The organism is Gemmatimonadaceae bacterium (assembly GCA_035606695.1).
Lineage (GTDB): Bacteria > Gemmatimonadota > Gemmatimonadetes > Gemmatimonadales > Gemmatimonadaceae > JAQBQB01.
In genome coordinates this window covers 198541-217620 of sequence record DATNEW010000043.1, presented here as the reverse complement: position 1 = coordinate 217620, position 19080 = coordinate 198541, and the positions used below count along the sequence as shown (strand labels likewise).

At 65.3% G+C, this 19080-nt stretch carries 12 protein-coding genes and 1 pseudogene; 2 read left to right on the top strand and 11 right to left on the bottom strand.

Annotated elements, in window-relative coordinates; translation table 11 throughout:
• The coding region (locus VN706_23690; GenBank protein HXT18650.1) for a TonB-dependent receptor plug domain-containing protein at window positions 1-1551 on the bottom strand (1551 nt) is incomplete at its 3' end.
• Between the two features lie 419 nt (window positions 1552-1970).
• On the opposite strand from VN706_23690, the gene VN706_23685 reads away from it, so the two are divergent.
• Window positions 1971-4199 (top strand): tetratricopeptide repeat protein, encoded by a 2229-nt coding sequence (locus VN706_23685; protein HXT18649.1) that lies wholly within the window; start codon window positions 1971-1973, stop codon window positions 4197-4199.
• A gap of 75 nt (window positions 4200-4274) precedes the next feature.
• Here the strand turns inward: VN706_23685 and VN706_23680 are convergent, their stop codons facing one another.
• The 8 genes and pseudogenes from VN706_23680 to ffh form a co-directional block, all read right to left on the bottom strand.
• Window positions 4275-5648, bottom strand: coding sequence for a hypothetical protein (locus VN706_23680; GenBank protein ID HXT18648.1), 1374 nt, complete (start codon window positions 5646-5648; stop codon window positions 4275-4277).
• A 50-nt stretch (window positions 5649-5698) separates the two neighbouring features.
• The gene (locus tag VN706_23675) at window positions 5699-8899 is read right to left on the bottom strand and encodes a SusC/RagA family TonB-linked outer membrane protein (protein ID HXT18647.1); all 3201 of its coding nucleotides are present in this window, start codon (window positions 8897-8899) and stop codon (window positions 5699-5701) included.
• Window positions 8900-9334: 435 nt separating this feature from the next.
• The gene (locus VN706_23670) at window positions 9335-10093 is read right to left on the bottom strand and encodes a ribonuclease HII (protein ID HXT18646.1); all 759 of its coding nucleotides are present in this window, start codon (window positions 10091-10093) and stop codon (window positions 9335-9337) included.
• Between the two features lie 44 nt (window positions 10094-10137).
• Complete coding sequence (gene rplS / locus VN706_23665; GenBank protein HXT18645.1) at window positions 10138-10518, bottom strand: 50S ribosomal protein L19; 381 nt, start codon at window positions 10516-10518, stop codon at window positions 10138-10140.
• Between the two features lie 131 nt (window positions 10519-10649).
• Window positions 10650-11333: a tRNA (guanosine(37)-N1)-methyltransferase TrmD gene (trmD, locus tag VN706_23660; GenBank protein ID HXT18644.1), complete on the bottom strand. Its 684-nt coding sequence runs from the start codon at window positions 11331-11333 to the stop codon at window positions 10650-10652.
• A gap of 62 nt (window positions 11334-11395) precedes the next feature.
• Entirely contained in the window at window positions 11396-11917 is a 522-nt protein-coding gene (gene rimM / locus VN706_23655; protein HXT18643.1) for a ribosome maturation factor RimM, read from the bottom strand.
• A gap of 163 nt (window positions 11918-12080) precedes the next feature.
• Window positions 12081-12311, bottom strand: a pseudogene (rpsP, locus tag VN706_23650) (30S ribosomal protein S16).
• Window positions 12312-12464: 153 nt separating this feature from the next.
• Window positions 12465-13805 carry a signal recognition particle protein gene (gene ffh, locus VN706_23645; GenBank protein HXT18642.1) on the bottom strand — a complete coding sequence of 447 codons (1341 nt, stop codon included), beginning with the start codon at window positions 13803-13805 and terminating at the stop codon, window positions 12465-12467.
• Window positions 13806-13941: 136 nt separating this feature from the next.
• On the opposite strand from ffh, the gene lon reads away from it, so the two are divergent.
• Window positions 13942-16404, top strand: a complete 2463-nt coding sequence (gene lon / locus VN706_23640) for an endopeptidase La (GenBank protein ID HXT18641.1) — start codon at window positions 13942-13944, stop codon at window positions 16402-16404.
• A gap of 115 nt (window positions 16405-16519) precedes the next feature.
• Here lon and VN706_23635 read toward each other — a convergent pair whose 3' ends face one another.
• Window positions 16520-17824 carry a DUF445 family protein gene (locus tag VN706_23635; GenBank protein HXT18640.1) on the bottom strand — a complete coding sequence of 435 codons (1305 nt, stop codon included), beginning with the start codon at window positions 17822-17824 and terminating at the stop codon, window positions 16520-16522.
• The gene (locus VN706_23630; GenBank protein HXT18639.1) at window positions 17821-19074 is read right to left on the bottom strand and encodes a hypothetical protein; all 1254 of its coding nucleotides are present in this window, start codon (window positions 19072-19074) and stop codon (window positions 17821-17823) included. The genes VN706_23635 and VN706_23630 overlap by 4 nt, the downstream gene beginning before the upstream one ends.
• Window positions 19075-19080 lie beyond the last annotated feature (6 nt).

Genomic DNA, 19080 nt, shown 5'->3' with positions numbered 1-19080 from the left:
ATGGCGATCGGCCACCTGTCCGAGGCGCCAGGACGAGAAGTCGGGGCACTCACCGAACCGGCACAGGCCGTAGCTGTAGCGGCTCGCGAGATCGAGACCGACGGTTCCGTCATTCTGCAGCCACGCGAATGGACGCCAGCTCGCCTGCGTCGTCCCGACGAGGCGTTGCACGTCTTCTCGCGCCAGACGCTGGAAGACGTCGCCGTAGGTGAACGAGTTGTTGCCGTAGAGGTTCTGGCCGCGTGAGTCCTTACCGGTGTTGCCGAGCCCCGCGCCGACGAATCCCGGGCTCATCATCGCCTGGTAGAAGACGCTGTTGAAGTTGTTGTCGGTCTCGGCGAAGCGCTGGTTCAACTTGGTGAAGCCGGTGTTGACGCTGATATCGAATTTGGAACTCGGCGACACGTTGATGTTGGCGCGCGCCGATTGCCCCTGGAGGAACTCCGGGTACTTCCACTCGTCGCGCATTGGCGTCTTGAGCGAGTCGAAGCGCGGGAACTCGATGTTGGGCATCTGGATCGGTCCCGTCTCGTTCTGGAGATCGCCGCTGACGAAGTACCGAATGGTCTCCGAGCCGCCGCTGATCTGTCCACCGTACTGATTCCTGTTGCCGGTGTGCACCGGCGTCAGGTCGGAGCGATTGATGATGTTCAGCTCCGTGACGCTGTCCTTGATGCAGCCGCCCGACGGCAGCTCACGCGTCAAGCAGCGGACGGTGGCCGTCGCGTTGGGGCGGTGACCCCAGATGGCCCAGGTGTCCGGATAGTGCGCCTTGTCCTGGATCGTCCCGCCTTCGCCGAACCAGGTCCAGCGCGCATTGCCGACCCGACCCTTCTTGGTCGTGACGACGATGACGCCGTTGGTCGCGTCGGTTCCGTACAGCGTCGCCGCCGACGGACCCTTCACGATCTCGATGTCTTCGATCTCTTCCGGCGAGAGCGTGTTGAGGAAGCTCCAGTTCGTGCCGCCGAGGTTCGCGCCGATCGTGCTGGAGTTGATGCGAATGCCGTCGACGATGTAGATCGGATCGTTGTTGAGCGACAGCGAGTTCGCGCCGCGAATGCGTACCACCGGCGCCGCGCCCGTCATGTTGGGCGGCTGCACGATGACGCCCGGCGCTTTCGCCGTCAGCAGATCGGCAAGGCCGTTGATCGGCTTCGTCTCGACCTGCTGCGCGGCGTTGATCGTCGAGAGCGAGTTGCCCAGCTCGACCTTGCGCTGATCGCCCGTGGCCGTGGTCACGATTTCCTGCAACTGGACGATCGCCTGCGCCATCGAGAAGTCGAGCGTCGCCGCCACGCCGGCGGTCACCTGCACCGGCTTTTTCTGCTCGGTGTAACCGACGCGCAGCACGCGCACGTCGAGATTGCCCGTCGGTACGCCGCGGAGCGTGTACCGGCCGTCCGAGCCTGTCTGTGTCGCGAGACTGGAGTTGACCACCATCACGCGAGCATCGGCGAGCGGTTCGCCTGTTCCGACCGCGGTCACGCGACCGGTGATGGTGCCTTGAGCATGCGCCGCGAGCGGCACCGCCACTGCGGTGACGGCCACGCCTAGCGCGCGCCGTACACCGGAAATACTCCAAGACCCTAGCAATCTCATGTGCTGTTCCTCAATGAGTGAACCGGGTGTCCGCGCGTGCCTTGGGGGGTGGGGGACGCGCGCACAGAAATGAACCCGACTACGGGCCAGCCTGAACCAGTAAAGACCGCCGCCGGACATTTCGTTCAGCGACGAGCGGGCAGGTAACCGGGATGACCACGCATCGTTAGATGGTCGCCCGAACGAAAAAACTCGCCGATCGCGCGCATGGTCACAAGGACTTCTTGCGGACTTCGTAAGGCCAATTCTGGGGGCTCGCCGGGTTTTTGGACAGCCGCAAATCGCCTCTTGTACGTTCTCTGCACAGAGTTTACAGAGTACTTACCGCTTTGCGCCGGACGGACGGCCGCGCGAAGTTCCGATCCGCCATGGCTCACCGACCCGCCGTCCTCGGCCCTGCCGTCCTTGGCGTCATCCTCGCGATCGTCGCCGTCCTGGCCTTCGCCCCCGCGGTCGCCGCCCCCTTCGACTTCGACGACTTCCCGGCGATCGTGAACAACCCGACCATCCGGTCGGCCTGGCCTCCGTCGGCGCTCATTCACACCCCGCCGCTCGGTACGCCCGCATCCGGCCGGCCCGTCGCCAACTACTCGTTCGCGCTCAACTACGCCGCGAACCGCGCGCTCGGCATTTCACAAACGCTCATCGCCCCGTCGCCACGCGCGCCCGTCGGCTACCACGTCGTCAATGTCGCGCTCCACCTGGGCACCGCTCTGCTGCTCTATCTCTTTTTGAGCGCCGCCCTGCGCCTGGACGGCGTGACGCCGCTGATCCGCCAGCGCGCGACACTCGTGGCGATGGCGACGACGGCGATCTGGCTCGTTCATCCGCTGCAAACGGAAGCGGTCGATTACATCAGCCAGCGCACGGAGCTTCTGGTCTCCGCGTGCTATCTGACGACGCTCTGGGCGGCGCTCCGGTCGCGGCTGGCTGAACACGACTCGCGCGGCCGAGCGGGTCGCTGGGCGGTTCTCGCGGTCGCATCGAGCGCGATCGGCATGGCGTCGAAGGAAGTCATGATCACGGCGCCCGTCGCGGTGTTGTTGTTCGACGTCGCATTCTTCAAGCTTTGGTGGCGATCCTTTGGCGAACAGACGAGCTCGCTACGTCGCGCGCTTTATGCTGGGTTGTTCGTGTCAGCAGGCATCTGCATCGCGCTCGTCGTCACCGGAGGGCGATCGACGTCTGCCGGATTCGGCGGGCCGATTCCGTGGTACCGCTATCTGTACTCGCAGGCATGGGCGGTGGCGCACTATCTCCGGCTCGCCATCTGGCCTACTGGACTTACACTTGACTATGGGACGACGCCGGTCGCCGGAACCGCGGGCATTCCCGGCCCCGTGCTTCTCGTCGCGTTCGCGGCAGGCGTCATCGTCGCGTGGATCAAATCCACGACGCGCTGGCTCGCATTCTTCGGCACGTGGTTCTTTCTCGTGCTCGCGCCGTCGTCGAGCATCGTTCCGATCTACACGGAGATCGCCGCGGAACGTCGCATCTATCTGGCCCTCGCGCCGGTGATTCTCGTGATCGTCGTGGCGGTCGTCGCGCTCGCGCGGCGAATGCAGCGACTGCCGTGGATGAATCGCCTTCCGCGCGCGGCGCCGGCCGCTCTTCTCGCGCTGCTCGTCGCGGCCTTCGCGACGATCACCTTCCAGCGAAGCGCGCTCTACGCCGAACCGGTCGCGCTCTGGCGCGACACCATCCACAAGCGGCCGCGGAACGTACGCGCATACGACAATCTCGCCGCCGCGTACATGCGCACCGATCCGCCGGACCTGCGTGCCGCGGACAGTGTGCTCCGAATCGCGCTTGCGGTCGATTCGGCGTACACGCCGTCGCTGGTGCGCGCCGCGTCGATCGCGATCGAGCACAACGATCTCGCCGCGGCACGAGGGCTCCTCGAGCGCGCGCTGCGCACGTCGCCCGACGACGAAGCGGCGACTGCCCGCTATTCAAAAGTTCTCATCGCGCAGGGCGACCCGGAGAAGGCCATTCCGTTGCTCCAGCGAGTCGTGCGCGCCGACCCCGGCGCGGACGCGTACGTCGACCTCGGCTCGGCGTATCTCACGTCGGGGCGAGTCGACTCCGCGGTCGCGCCGCTCGTTCGCGCGATCGCGCTCGATTCGTCGCGCGTCGACGCCATGCGCTACCTCGGCGGCGCGCTCGTGGAGCAGAACCGCGGCGCCGAGGCGCTTCCCTACCTCGAGCGCGTCGCGGCCGACTCCAGTGCGGCGGCGTTCGACGTCGCGGTCGAGAGCCTGGCGCTCGCGCAGGCGGGACGGTTCGCCGATGCCTCGCAGCTGGCGGCGCGCGCCGTGTCGATGCGCGGCGCGGACGTCGGTACCGCGGTCTTCGCCGGGCGGGCGATGCTCGTGTCGCGCCATCTGCCGGAAGCTGACATGTATCTCACCGCCGCGCTCCGGGCCGCGCCGAACGATCCACGACCGATGACGTGGCTTGGCATCACCAAAGCGCAGCGCGGCGATCGCGAGGAGGCGCTGCGCCTGTTGCGGCGCGTCGTCAGCGTGGCTCCGAATGATGAAGCTGCGCGCAGCGCGCTGGCGCAGCTCGAAGGGGCGCCGAAGCCGGCGCGCTAGAGTGTTCATTAGAGTGTGCAAAAGAAAAGGGCCGCGCGAATGCGCGGCCCTTTTCGTCACTGCCCTTCGACGTGCTTACGCCTTCGTGTCCAGGCAACCGTGGAAGTTCGGGTTGCTGATTTCGCTGCCCAGACCTGCGTCCGGAATCGGGAACGCGACTTCGGTTCCGTAATTGCCCGACGGCGAGGTGTTCCGAGCAAACTGACCGGTCGGATACACCTGATCCTGCGTGAAGCCGTACTGGCGGACCAAGCGGCGAAGATCGCCCATGCGCCAGCCGCGCTCGAACTGCCACAGCGCTTTTTCACGGAAGAACAGCTTCGTCGCGCTGGCCTGGTCGGGCGGCGTCGGCAACGCGGCCATCGCCGCAACCTTGAACGTCCCGAGCGTCTGGGCCGAGGTGCGCAGTGCATTCACGATCGTCATCATTCCCGCGATGTCCTTCGCCTGCAGCTTGGCTTCGGCTTCGATCAAGCGCGCGTCGATGCCGCTGAGCGCCGGAACGGGATCATCGCGGCCATAGTTCTGAATGTCCAGATAGGGCGAGATGACGTCTTCCGCCTTGGTCTTCAGATCAACGACGACGACCCGCGGATCGTTCAAACGCGCGAACGGAATGGCGTTGTTGATCGGCGTGTTGGCGAACGAGATGCTGTCGCCGGGATCGTAGCGCTTCACGCTGAAGCCCATGATCCACCACTCGTTGTCCGACGTCGTCTGCGAGTAGTCGAAATTGTAATTGAAGCCTGTCGGGACTGACGCGACCGTGGCGGCGGCACCAGCGAAGTCGCCGGCGTTCACCTGGGCACGGCCCTTGGCGATCAACACCGCATTCTTCACGGCGATCGTCGCGGCATCCGTGCCGGTGAGGAACGTGAGCGCCGAATCGAAGCGGGTGATCGCCGTCTTCGACACGTCCACTCCGGAGAGCTGCGCCGTGTACTGCGGCACGCCGCCCACCGTTTCACCGAGCGAAATGCCGTTGCAGAAGGCTTCGGCGAGCTGCTCTTCCTCGTAGCCCATCGCCATGTACATCTCGCCGACGTGGGTCTTGCCCGCCGCGGTGTTATTGAACGCGAGCTCCGCGTTGATGGCATCGCGCGCACGGCCGCGAGCCTGCTGGACCGCGTTGTAGATCGGCAGCAGCACCGTGTCGTTCGACTGCGTGTTGCGCTGATCGGCGTCGTTCCGCTGGGAGAAGGTGTCCGAGGACCGCAGCTCGTCGGTGAACAGGGCCTCCCAGTTCCACAATGCCTCGGTGTTGTTGCCACCGCCGTTCATCGACTGCTTGAGGCGGTTGAGCGCGCCCACGTACACCGCGTCCGCGGCGGTGGGACTATTCACCGCCGTCGGGCTGACGACGCCCGGCTGCTGCGGCGACAGCAGCTCCTGCTTGGGGTTGCACGCGCCGAGGACAAGTCCTCCGACGATGGCCGCTGTCGCGGCCATCGTCCCTCGAGCACGATGAGAATGCTTGATCATCTTGGAATCGGCCTCGATTAGTAGTGGAGGTTGGCGCGCACGATGAAGTACGTCCGCGGCGCCGTGGTCGAGAAGTCGGTCTGCACGTCACCCGTGGAGTAATTCGCCTCGGGATCCTGACCGGTGTACTTGGTCCACGTGTGAAGATTGCGCGCCGAGAACACGAGCTGGGCATCGCGAGCGCGAAGGCGATTCGCGAGCGACTGCGGCATCGTGAGCGCGGCCGACACTTCGCGCAGCTTCCAGAACTGGCCGTTCTCGACGTAGCCGGCCGACGTGTTCGGGTTCTTGGCGCTCGACGCGGCGACGTTGCGCGCCTGATCCCACAGCGGCGTGTTCGCCAGGTTTTCTGAAGACCACGTCGTGAAGTTCGTCGCGTAGAACTGCGCCGTCGAGTTGAAGATGCCGAAGCCGCCCTTGTAGTCCGTGAGGACCTGAATGCGGAGCTTGCGGTTCAACAGGTCGAAACCGTTCGTGATCGAGACGATGTCGCGCGGCTGCGAATAGCCGAAGTACGAGAAGCCCGATCCGACCGTGACTTCGTTCGGCGTGATGATGCCGTCTGCCTTGCCGCCCGCCGTGTCGGCGAACGTGTACGGATGGAGGAACCACGCGTTGATCGGCATGCCCACGGTGTCGCGCGTCGAACCGCTGACGATGGCCGCCACCGGCTTGCCGGCGAGGTCGGTGCCCAACGAGAGCAGCTTGTTGCTGTTGTGCGAGCCGGCGACCGTCACGTCCCATCCGAGATACCGGCGATCGAGCAGCGTCGTGTTGATCGTGAGCTCCCAGCCCGTGTTCTGCGTCGAGGCGAGGTTCGCCAGCACCGACGTGTTCGACGCGCCCGACGACGTGGCGATCGGAAGGCTGATCAGCGCGTCATTCGTGTGCTTGCGATAGTACGTCGCGTCGATGTGCATGCGGTTGTTCCACACGTTCGACTCGAACCCGCCCTCGAACTCCGTCGACCGCTCGGGCTTGAGCTTCGGGTTGCCCAACGCGTTGGCGACGAGGCCCGGCGTGTCCGTGCCGCCGGTGGCACCCGGCGTGGTCGTCACGACGTTCGAGGTCTGCGCGTTGAACGTCTGCAGCGCCACCGTGCCGCCCGGCTGCACACCGGAGGCGCCGTACGCCGTACGGAGACGGAACTGATTCAGCCACTCGTACTTGGGGAAGAACGGCTCGTCGGACAGAATCCACGAGAGACTCGCCTTCGGATAGAACACCCGCTGGAACTGCGTACCGAACGAGCTGTTCTGGTCCGTGCGCACCGCGCCGGTGACGAACATGCGATCGCGGAACGACGCCTGCTCCTGCGCGTACAGGCCCAGCGTCTTGTTCACGGTCTGCAGCGTCTGACCGGCCGTCTGCACCGCGGCCGCGTTGATGGTCTGCGCACCCGGCGGAAGCTGCGTGCCGCGCGCGTTGATGCCATCGTTTTCCTGATTGGTGTAGTCGCTTCCGACCGTCGTCTTCAGGTTCAGGTTCTGGCGCGCCTGCCAGGTCATGTTGCTGACGATCTTCGCCGAGAAGTTGCGGAAGTTGTTGTTCGTCTCACTGACGACGCCTTGGCGCTGCGTACCCGAGTTCGGACACTCGCCGAAGCGGCAGATGCTCGTGAAGACGTTGTTCGCCAGGTCGACACCGGCCGTTCCCTGGTTCTGCATCCACGAGAAAGGACGCCAGTTGGCGTCGGCCGAGCCGATGAAGCGCTGCGTGCCGTTCTCGTTGTTCACCTGCATGATCTGCGCGGGGCTGAAGCCGCCGTACCCGTTCTTGAACTCACCGAGGTTGCCGATTTCGTTGAAGCCAAGACCCGAGCACGGCGCCACGCACGTGTTGCTGTGGTTGAAGCCCGGGTTGTTCAGCGCGCTGAAGATGTAGCTGAACGTGTTGTTGTCGACCTGCGGCAGCCGCTGGTTCGTGTTCGAGAAACCCGCATTGCCGTTGAAGTCGAACTTCGGCGAGAAGGCCGCGCTGAGGTTGGTGCGGAAGCCGTAGGACTGGAACGCTTCCGGGTGAATCCACTCGTCGCGAGCCGGCGTGCCCATCGTATCGAGCGTCGCCTGCGCGAATTTCGGCATCTGCACTGGGCCGATCTCGTTCTGGATGTCGCCGCTGACGAAGAAGCGCACCGCATCCGAGCCGCCGGCGGCGTTCATGCCGTACTGATCGCGGTGACCGAGATGGTTCGGCGTCGTCGCGGGATTCATCAGCACGTTGAACGACGTGAGGCTGTCCTGCGCGCACAAGCCCTGGCCGATCGTCACGAGCGTGCAGCGGGAGGGGCTGCCGGCCGGACGCGTAGCCGTTGCCGCCGCCGGGGTGACGTGTCCCCAAATCGCGTAGTCCGTCGGATACGTGTTCCGATCGTCCACCGCGCCCTCTTCACCGTACCAGGTCCAGCGGGTGGAGCCCGCGTGGCCCTTTCTCGTGGTGATGACGACCACGCCGTTCGCCGCGTCGGTGCCGTACAGCGTCGCGGCCGACGGGCCTTTCACGATCTCGACGTCCTCGATCTCGTTCGGATCGATGTCGTTGATCAGGCTCACGTTCGTGCCGGTGAATCCGAAGCCCAGGTTGTTCGTGTTCATACGCACGCCGTCCACGACGTAGATCGGGTTGTTCGAGATACCCGATCCCGGCGTGGCGAGCGAGCTGATGCCACGAATGCGAATCGTCGGGGCGGCGCCGGTCATGGCGCCCGGAAGCACGGTGACGCCGGCGGACTTCGCGACCATGAGCTGCGCGAGGTCGGCAACCGGCGTCGTCTCGACGCGCTTGCTGACGTCGCCGAGCGTGGTCACGGCATTGCCGATTTCGACGCGCCGCTGTTCGCCCGTCGCGGTCGTGACGATTTCCTGCAGCTGCACGATCGCCTGCGTCAGCGAAAAATCGAGCGTGACGCTGGCGCCGCCGCTCACCGCGACCGGCTTTTTCTGCTCCTGATACCCCACACGCAGCACGCGCACTTCCACCGTTCCGGTGGGGACGCCGCGCAACGTGTAACGCCCGTCGCTGTTCGTGGGCGCCGCAATACTCGTATTCACCACCATCACGCGCGCATCCGCCAGCGGCTCGTTCGTTCCAACCGCGGTGACGCGTCCCGTGATAGTCGCCTGTTGCGCGTGCGCAGCCAGCGGCAGCGCCGACAGAGCGACCGTGGCCAGCGCGGAACGCAGGAAACTGCCGGCGTTCCTTGACCCGATCAATCGCATGTGGTTCTCCCCCTAAAGGTGGGCAAAACGTTCACGACGTCACGCAGCGTCCGGGTGGGCGCCGCGTTTCGAGCACCAGCTTGTTCTGCATTCGGGTAGGTCCCGACGCTTGAACTCCAGCATGCGGCCGCCTCGTCACACGATGGTGCGACGCGGAACAGTAGACCGCTGAATGGCTAAGTCGCTGGGAATTCGGAAGGTGGGACCGATTGTATCCGGGGCGGGACGGACGCGCAAGTCACCGTGGTGGGCCGCTTCATCTGTTCCCGGATTAAGCTTTCTCAACCCCGCCGCGAGCCGCCTTAAACCGCCGCCCGACGAAGCAAACCCGTTTGCTCCCAATCGGTTCGTTGGTGCTCGCGGGTTCTCGTTGGTTCCGGTTGTTCTGGTTGGGTCTCGTTGGTGCCCGTTGGCTCGGACGATGAGCGTCGGTCCTTACGCCCGCAGGTCGCCCTGGACCGATTCGTCCGAGATCGCCTCGGGGCTCCCATGTGCATCGATCAATGCCGCCAGGGACGCCAACGCGGCGGCATCGAGCGGCGCGCCGCCGGCGCGCGCACCGCCGGACAAATCGAGCGACAGCTGCGACACCGGAATGAACGAGCGCCGATGATGCGCCGTGACGCCGTGCGCGGCCAGGCCCTGCAAATGCGCCGCGGTCGAATAGCCCACGTTCCGATCCCACAGATAGTTCGGATATCGGCCGGCCAACGCGTGCATCAGGCGGTCGCGCGTCACCTTCGCCAGAATCGACGCGCACGCGATCGTATAGCAGCAATCGTCGCCATCCACGATCGCGCTATGAGGAATCTCTAACGTCCGGAACGGCCGGCCGTCGACCAGCACGTGATGCGGCGCCACGCCGGAGCGGGTCATGCGCACGAGCGCGCGCCGCATGGCGATGACCGTCGCCTGATAGATGTTGTGACGGTCGATCTCGCGCACCGACGCGGCGCCAATGCCGTACGCCACCGCGCGCTCCCGGATCTTCTCAGCGAGCCGCATTCGCGCGTTGGCGGTCAACCGCTTGGAGTCGTCCACGCCCGCAATGGCGCGCTGCTCGGGCGGCATGATCACGGCGCATGCGACAACGGGGCCCGCCAGGGGGCCCCGTCCTACCTCGTCAACTCCGGCGATCAACGGGCCCGCGGTTTTCCGAAGCTCGCGCTCGATGGGCTTCCACCGAACCGTCACGGAACCCGTGCCCGGCGACTAAACCGTTGCTCTCGCTACGCTCGCTACTCGGCCGCCGCTCCGCCGGTCTCCGGCACCGCCACGCGCGTCTTCTTCTCGCGGATGCGCGTCGCCTTGCCGGTGAGGTTGCGAAGGTAGTAGAGCTTCGCGCGGCGAACGCGGCCGCGGCGAACCACCGCCACTTCGGCCAGCATGGGGCTGTGCACCGGGAAGATGCGCTCCACCCCAACGCCGTTCGAGATCTTCCGCACCGTGAACGTCTCGCTCACGCCGGAGCCGCGACGCGAGATGCACACGCCCTCGAACGCCTGAATGCGCTCCTTTTCGCCTTCCTTCACGCGCACGTTCACGCGAAGGGTGTCACCCGGACGGAACGGGGGAACATTGCGGAGCCACTCTTTCTGGGTTTCGATGAATGCATGCATATGACGCTCTCGAGCGACGGCTCAGGGGTAGTTCAAGTTGTCGGATAGAGACCTAGGATATTAGGCGCCGGAGTGGCCGAAGTCTAGTGGGGGCTTGGCGTTGGGCGATGGGCGTTGGGCGATGGGCGGCGTTACTCCTCGGCCGGCTTACGTGCGCCCCGCTTGCTGCGTTCGCGCGTCAGGCGGTCGCCCTCGGCCCGGCGCCACTCGTCGATCTTCTTGTGGTCGCCTGACAAGAGCACGCCGGGCACCGTCAGGCCCCGATACTCGGGCGGCCTCGTATAGCTCGGCGCGCTCAGCTCGCGTTCGAAGAACGAGTCCGTGCGCGCGCTGTCGTGGTCGGACATCGCGCCCGGCAGCAGGCGCACCGCCGCGTCGATGATGGCGAGCGCGGCTGGTTCGCCGCCGCTCAGCACGAAGTCGCCGAGTGAGATCTCTTCGGTGGCGAGGTGGTCGGCAACGCGCTGGTCGACATCCTTGTAATGGCCACACAACAGGGTCAGCTCGCTGCCCGCCGCGAACCGCACCGCATCGGCATGCGTGAACGTTCTGCCCCGCGCCGACATCAGCACGATCGGCGACGTGGCGCCGAGTGCCTCGACGGCCTCGAAGAACGGGCCGGGCTTCATGACCATGCCGGCCCCGCCGCCGTACGGGTAATCGTCGACGGTGCGATGCCGGTCGTGCGTGTAGTCGCGCAGATCGACCACGTTGTATTCGACGCTGCCCGCTTCCTTCGCCTTCGACGGAATGCTCAAGCCGAGCGGTGTCGTGAAGAACTCGGGGAAGATCGTGACGACGTTGATTCGGAGCACAGAAAGAGATCCTTCGCTTCGCTCAGGATGACAGTGCGTAAATCGCTCAGGATGACAGCGCGTTAATCGAGCAGGCCGACCGGTGGGTCGATCACGATGCGCCGCGCCTCGCGATCGAGGCTCGTCACGATGCGGTCGTACGGAATGAGCACGGTGCGGCCGGGCTCGCGCTCGACGTCGAGCGTGAGTCCCTGCGGCAGCTCGTACGTCGCGACGACGGTGCCGATGACATCGCCGTTTTCCATCTCCACGCGCATGCCGGGCAGTTCGTGGACGTACACTTCGTCGTCGCCGAGCGGTTGAAGCTCGTCAGCGGGCAGGAGGAGGAATCGTTCGCGCCAGGTGTCGGCGACCGAGCGATCGTCGATCTCCTCGAAGTGCACGATGTAACCACCCTTGAACGGCGTGGCGCTGGCGACGTGCAATTCCTTGCCGTCCTTGGCACGATCGCCGCTTGGGGTACCCGCAAAAACGCGACGGCCGGGCGCGAAGACCGCGTCCGGCTCGTCGGTGATTGCCTCGACGACGAGATCGCCGCGAATGCCGTGGGCTTTGCGAACGCGTCCAACGATGACGAGATCCATGTCGCGATGGGCGGTGGGCGATGGGCGATGGGCGTGCGATCGTGTCGCCCACGCCCAACGCCTATCGCCCATCACGTTACTCCGCGGGCGTCTCTCCGACCGGCACGGCGGCCGCGGTGAGCTTGCGGCCGAGGCGCGCTTCGTGACGCGACTTGAGAATGCCGGCTTTGCGGAGCAGCGAGCGGACGGTGTCCGTGGGCTGCGCGCCGTTGTCGAGCCAGTAATTGACGCGGTCGCTCTTGAGATTGAGCGCCTGCTCGCCCGAACGAGGAGCGTACTGGCCGACGATCTCGATGAACTTGCCGTCGCGCGGGCTCCTCGAGTCGGCGACGACGATGCGGTAGCTCGGCTGCTTCTTGCGGCCGGTCCGACGGAGGCGAAGCTTGACTGCCATTAGTAAATCCTCATTCAGGTTTCGTGGTGCTTCCGGGCTCCTCGCGCGTCGACCAACCGATCGACCGCACCCGGGTCTGCGCTGGGCGGTGGACGATGGGCGTTGGGCGTGAAACGGCGCAGTTTGCACTGCCCATCGCCCAGCGCCCAGCGCTCATCGCATCCCAAACATATTCGGCCGGAACTTCCCGCCGCTCTGGGCGGCGCCCGACGCCTTCTTCATCATCTTCTGCATCTCGCGGAACTGCTCGAGCAAACGATTCACCTCGCTGATCGGCCGCCCCGCGCCCTTCGCGACCCGCGCCCGGCGCGAGCCGTTCATCATTTCCGGACGCTTCCGCTCCTCGAGCGTCATCGACAGCACGATCGCTTCCACGTGCTTCATGCGCTTGGGATCGGCCGCCTTGACCTGCTTGAGCATTTTCGCATTGACGCCCGGGAGCATCTTGAGCAAGCCCTCGAGCGGTCCGAGGCGCTCGATCTGCTTCATCGCCGCCAGGAAGTCGGTCAAGTCCATGCCTTCCTTGCGGACCTTCTTTTCCAGGCGCTTCGCTTCGTCGGCATCGAATGCCGTCTGTGCTTTCTCGACGAGCGTGACGATGTCGCCCTGCTGGAGAATGCGCCCCGCCATGCGCTCCGGATAAAACTCCTCGAGCGCATCGGGCTTTTCACCGACGCCGATGTATTTGATCGGCTTCTTCGTGACACCGTAAATCGACAGCGCCGCGCCGCCGCGGGCATCGCCGTCCATCTTCGTCAGGATGACACCGGTGACGTGCAGGCGCTGATCGAAGCCTTGCGCGATCTTCACCGCGTCCTGGCCGGTCATGCCGTCGGCGACGAGCAGGATCTCATCCGGATGGATGGCGGCCTTGAGCCGCTCCAGCTCCTGCATCATGTCGTCGTCGATCTGCAGGCGGCCCGCGGTGTCGACGATCACGACACGGTCGCGCGCACGCTTGGCGTCTTCGATGCCGGCCTTCGCGATCTTCACGACGTCCTGCGTTCCGCGATCGGCATACACGGGTACGTCGAGCTGCTGCCCCAGCGTCTCGAGCTGATCGATAGCCGCCGGCCTATAGACGTCGGCCGCCACCAACCGCGTCGGACGATTCTCGAGCTTGAGCTTGCGCGCGAGCTTGGCGGCCGTCGTCGTCTTTCCAGAACCTTGAAGTCCGACCATCATCACGACGGTTGGCGGCACCGAGCTGAGCTTGAGCGCCTCGCGCTGCTCGCCGAGCATGGTGGTGAGCTCGTCGTAGACGATCTTGACGAGCTGCTGGCCGGGCGAAACCGTGCGCAGCTGCGCGACGCCGACGGCCTTCTTCTCCACGCGCTCGAGGAACTCGCGCGTCAACTGGAAGTTGACGTCCGCCTCGAGCAACACGCGGCGGACTTCGCGAAGGCCTTCCTTGATGTCGGCTTCGTTGAGGACGCCGCGGCCGCGAAGGCGCGCGAAGGTGGCTTCGAGTTTCTCTGACAGCTCGTCGAACATAGACCAGGAAAGGTAGCGGATGCGCCGAGGCAATTCAAGACGGCGCTACTAGCTAAAGGCTAATCGGTGTTATACTTACGTGATTGAGGCCGGGGACCGTGCCCCCCGGAACGACTGTTGCGCGACCTCGAGGTCTATGGCGAAAGCTCAACGCAAGGACGACATCCTCAAGTCGGAGCTTCCTCCGACCCTGCCGCTCATGGCGCTGCGCTCCACGATCGTCTACCCCTTGGGGACGATCGCGGTGCAGATGGGCGCTCCGGAAAACCTCTCGCTGCTGCGCGCGCACGAAGAGCCTGGGCTCATCGTCGCGCTGGTCGTGGCGAGCGGCGATCACGACGAACCGATCGACTCGTCGCGGTTTCACGGACGCGTCGGCGTCGCGGCGCGCGTCCACGAGCGCATCAATCTGCCGGGCGATACCGTGCAGATCACGCTACAGGGACTCAGGCGCATCGTCATCGACGAGATGGTGCAGACCGAGCCCTATCCGATCGCGAACGTGCGCGCCGCGCGCGAGACGCCGCCGGCGCCCGACGAGCTCGACGACCTCATAAGCCGCGTCGTCTCGTCCGCCGAGACGCTGGCCGAGCTCGTGGATCGCATTCCGGATGAAGTGCCGGCGATTCTCAAGATGAACGTCAGCGATCCGGGCCGCTTCGCCGATCTCGCCGCGACGAATATGAATTTCCGCATCGCCGACAAGGACGAGGTGCTGCAGCGCCTCGACGTCGGGCAGCGGCTGCGCTTCATCCTCACGCGGCTCGAGCGCGAAGTCGCCCGCGCGCGCGTGATGGAAGACGTGAAGCGTCAGACCGAGATCAAGATCGAGCAGCACCAGCGCGAGTTCTATCTGCGCCAGCAGCTGCGCGCGATCCAGGCCGAGCTGGGCGAAGCCGATCCGGGCGAGAAGGAAGCGATCGACATCCTGCGCAAGATCGACGACGCGAAACTGCCGGAGAAAGTCGGCCAGGAAGCGCGGCGCGAGACGGAGCGCATGCGGATGCTCTCGCCGGCGTCGAGCGAGTATCAGGTCGTGCGCACGTATCTCGATTGGGTGCTGTCGCTGCCGTGGAACAAGAAATCGGGGCAGGAAGAAATCGACCTGAAGAGCGTCGAAGCGGCGCTCGACGAGCGGCACTACGGGCTCGATGAAGCGAAGGAGCGCATCATCGAGTACCTCGCGGTGAGAAAACTGCGAGGCGGCGATCCGCACGGGCCCATCCTCTGCTTCGTCGGGCCGCCGGGCACCGGCAAGACGTCGCTCGGCGAAGCGATCGGCAAATCCATTGGACGAGAGTTCTACCGAATTTCCGTGGGCGGCGTGCGCGACGAGGCCGAGATTCGCGGCCACCGGCGGACGTACGTGGGCGCGATGCCGGGGCTCATCATCCAGGCGCTGCGGCGCGTGGCTGTTAAAGATCCGGTATTAATGATCGATGAAATCGACAAGATGTCGGGAGGCGGCCCGTCGGGGGATCCCACCGCGGCGATGCTCGAAGTGCTCGATCCCAGCCAGAACAACTCGTTCGTCGATCACTACCTGAACCTGCCGTTCGATCTGTCGCAGTGCCTGTTCATCTGCACGGCGAACAACATCTTCGACGTCCCCGCTCCGCTCCGCGACCGCATGGAGATCATCAAGATCGCCGGCTACACGGTCGAGGAGAAAGTCGAGATCGCCTGGCGGTACCTGCTGCCGCGGCTGCTCGAGGAGCACGGCATCGGCGACAAGGACCTCCAGTTCACCGACGAGTCGCTGTCGTTCATCTCGAACCGCTATTCGCGCGAGGCGGGATTACGAAACTTTGAACGCAACCTCGCGGCGATCATGCGCAAGCGCGCGCGCAAGAAGGCCGAAGGCGAAGAGGGCGCGTGGATCGTCGACGTCGACAAGGTCGAGGAAGTGCTCGGCATTCCGCGCTACGCGGTCGAAGAAGCCGAGAAGGTGCCGGAGGTCGGCGTGGTGACCGGTCTCGCGTGGACGTCGACGGGCGGCGACATCATGCTGATCGAAGCGCTCAAGATGCCGGGTCAGGGTCGCATGACGGTCACGGGGCAGCTCGGCGACGTGATGCGCGAGTCGGTCGACGCGGCATACTCGTACGTGCGCTCGCGCGCGACGCAGCTCGGCATCGACGAGTCGACGTTCCGCGAGGCGGATCTGCACATTCACTTGCCGGCCGGCGCCATTCCGAAAGACGGGCCGAGCGCGGGCATCACGCTCACGCTTGCCATCGCGAGCGCGCTCAGCGGACGGCCCGTGCGGCGCGACGTGGCGATGACCGGCGAAGTCACGCTGCGCGGCAAGGTGCTCGAAATCGGCGGCGTGAAGGAGAAGGTGCTCGCGGCATATCGTTCGGGGCTGCGTGAAGTGATCATGCCCAAGTCGAACGAGAAGGATTTGCGCGACGTGCCCGAAGAGGTGCGCAAGAACATGGCGTTCACGTTCGTCGACAAGATGGACGAGGTGCTCCATCTCGCGCTCTTGCCGCCGGTGCCCGAGGAGTTGGCGGATGCGGTGCAGCCGGAGCCGTCGCCGGGCCTCGCGGGCGCGACGACGCCGGCGGATCGCGCGGAGGCGGAGGCGGCGCTTTAACGTCATCCTCGCGAACGAGCGAAGCGAGGAAGACGAGGACCTGCTCTTGGGAACGCCGTTCGCAGGAGCAGATCCTCGACTCGCCTTCGGCTCGCGAGGATGACAGCGTTGTGTGTTACGCCCGCGAAATCAGATAGAGGAGCAGCCCCACCAACCCGCCAACGATCGTCCCGTTGATGCGGATGAATTGCAAGTCACGCCCGATCGCCAGCTCCACGCGACGCGACGTCAGATCCGGATCCCACGCCGCCACGGTCGACGCGATCAGGTCCGCCACTTCATCCTGATACCGCGACACCAGGAACGCCGCGATGTCGACCGCGAAGTCGTCCATCTTCGCGAGCAGCTCGGGATCCTGCAGCGCCTTCTGCCCGAACGTGGTCAGCGCATGCTCGATCACGTTCGGCGCCGACCCCTCGGGCTTCTCGGCATGGCGCGCGAGCGCTTCCTTCGCCTCGTCCCACAGCGTCGCCGAGAATCGGCGCGCCGCATCGTTGTCGAGGAAGTCTTCCTTCCACGCGTCGACGCGCGCCGCGAACTCCGGCGACGTATTCAGCCGCTCGACGAAGTTGTCCAGCGCCACGTCGAAGCGCTGCCGCAGCGCATGATTGCGATCGGCGGCCAGCTCGGCGAGCAATCGTTGAATCGCCCCGAGCACGCGCTTGAAGATCTTGTTGTCGACGGACGACGGCACCCACCACGGCGTCTCGCGCTCGATCCGCTCGCGAATGACGTCGGCATTCTCATTCACCGTGACCGACGCAAGCTGAATCACTTCGTCCAGCACTTCCTGATGGCGGTCGTCCTCGGTCATCACCGTCAGCACTTTCCCGAGCAGCGGCGCCAGGTGCATCGTGCGCATGCGTTGAGCGAGCGTCCGGTCGAGCACGTCCTGCACGTCCTCGTCGCGCAGCATTTGCGCCGCGGAGCTCAACGCGCTCGCCGCACTGCGCGAGATCGTGCGCGCGTTCTGTGAATCGGCCAGCCATTCGGCCAGGCGCTCGCCGACGCGCAGCGAACGAAAGCGATGCTCGATGACGTCGCGCGTGAGAAAATTGCGCTGCACGAAGGCGCCGAGTGTGCGGCCCACGCGATCTTTCTTCGCCGGCACGATGGCCGTGTGCGGGATCGGAATGCCGAGTGGGTGACGGAACAGCGCGGTGACCGCGAACCAGTCCGCTATGCCGCCGACCATCGCCGCCTCGGCCGTCGCGCGCACGATGCCAAGCCACGGATACCGCGATTCGAGGAGCCGCGCGACGACGAACAGCGCCGTCGCCGCGACGAGCAGCAGCGTCGCGAAGCGCTTCATTCGATCGAGGCGCGCCTGGCGATCAGCCTCGTCGTGCATCGCGACCGGCTCGAGCCGCGTCACCGCGGCAGACGGCGAGCCGCCGGCCAAGCGAAGCGGCTCGCTCACCGCGGTGTCACGTGCACTTTCGCGAAGTCGACGAGGTTCGTGCTCTCGCCCGCCGGCACGTCGACGTACAGGACGACGGGCCGCCCGTTGATCTCACGCACGTCGACGTCGATGGTGCGCGTCGGCGACTCGAAGTGGCGCAGCTCGGCGGTGATGCGCGGCAGGCGATTGAATCGCTCGCGCATGACCTGATCGACGGCGTCGATGAACTCGACGCCGTCCTGGCGCGTATCCCACACCGTGGCCCAGACGAGCGCGTCGCCTTTGGGCGTTTTCACGAGCGCATATCGATCGCCGTCCCAGCCGTTCGATGCGCGAATCGACATGTCCTGGTTGCGCGTGTGCGCATACAGATAAATGCGCGTGCCGAATTCGCCGAAATCATTCTGATCGACGGTGCCCGGAATGGGCGGCAGCACGATCGTGCTCGGCACGTCGCGCGTCTTGGCGAAGTAGGCCGAATCGTGCATCAGCTGCTTGGTCGAGATCGGCAGGCTGTCGAAGGGCATCTTTTTGCCTTCGTGCGCCTTGAAGCGGCGCACGAAGTCGGCGCCGTTGATGTACGGAAAGAGCATCGACTCCTGAATCGCCAGCGGTGCCGACGAGAAGACCGGCTGCGTCTTCATGTTCTCGCGAATCGTCTGGCGAATGGCGTCCCAGCCGCCGGGGAACTGCGCGGCGATGTTGCCGCTGCCACCCGAGAGCAAATACAAGGACTCGTACGTCGCCTGTCCCTCGACGACCGCCGATGCCGCCGCGGCGCGATCGTCGTCGCCGGTAATGTGTTCGAGCGAATCGAGATTCGTGTACTGATCCTGCAGCGCGTGAATCAGCTCGTGCATGATCGTGATGCCGGTGTACTCGTCCGGCGCGTTGTTCACGACGTACAAGACCTTCGTCTTCGGATCGTAGTATCCGATGATCTGCTCGGTGAGGAGCTTCACGTACAGGTTGGTCAGATTCATGGTGTCGGGAATCAGGCCGAGCACCCTGAAGACCGCTTCCTGGTTGGCGAGGTCTTTCTTCACCGCCGTATCCTGCATGCGCTGCAGGAGGAATTCGCGGACCTGGTCACGCGTGCGCAGCTCGAGCTTGGGCGGCGCCTTGAACTTCACGCCGAGCGCGTTCTCGATCTGCGGAATGTCGTCGGCGACTTTGTCGGCGAAGGGACCGTTTCCGACGTTCGCGCGCTCGCGGCATGCGGTGGCGGCGAGCGCGATGACCGCGAACAGTACGTGCCGGCGCATCATGCGGTC

Excerpts from the sequence above, each read along its gene's own strand:
- VN706_23685 (HXT18649.1), top strand. The coding sequence starts at position 1,971 with ATGGCTCACCGACCCGCCGTCCTCGGCCCTGCCGTCCTTGGCGTCATC.
- VN706_23680 (HXT18648.1), bottom strand. The coding sequence starts at position 5,648 with ATGGCCGCGACAGCGGCCATCGTCGGAGGACTTGTCCTCGGCGCGTGC.
- VN706_23675 (HXT18647.1), bottom strand. The coding sequence starts at position 8,899 with ATGCGATTGATCGGGTCAAGGAACGCCGGCAGTTTCCTGCGTTCCGCG.
- rplS (HXT18645.1), bottom strand. The coding sequence starts at position 10,518 with ATGCATGCATTCATCGAAACCCAGAAAGAGTGGCTCCGCAATGTTCCC.
- rimM (HXT18643.1), bottom strand. The coding sequence starts at position 11,917 with ATGGATCTCGTCATCGTTGGACGCGTTCGCAAAGCCCACGGCATTCGC.
- ffh (HXT18642.1), bottom strand. The coding sequence starts at position 13,805 with ATGTTCGACGAGCTGTCAGAGAAACTCGAAGCCACCTTCGCGCGCCTT.
- lon (HXT18641.1), top strand. The coding sequence starts at position 13,942 with ATGGCGAAAGCTCAACGCAAGGACGACATCCTCAAGTCGGAGCTTCCT.
- VN706_23630 (HXT18639.1), bottom strand. The coding sequence starts at position 19,074 with ATGATGCGCCGGCACGTACTGTTCGCGGTCATCGCGCTCGCCGCCACC.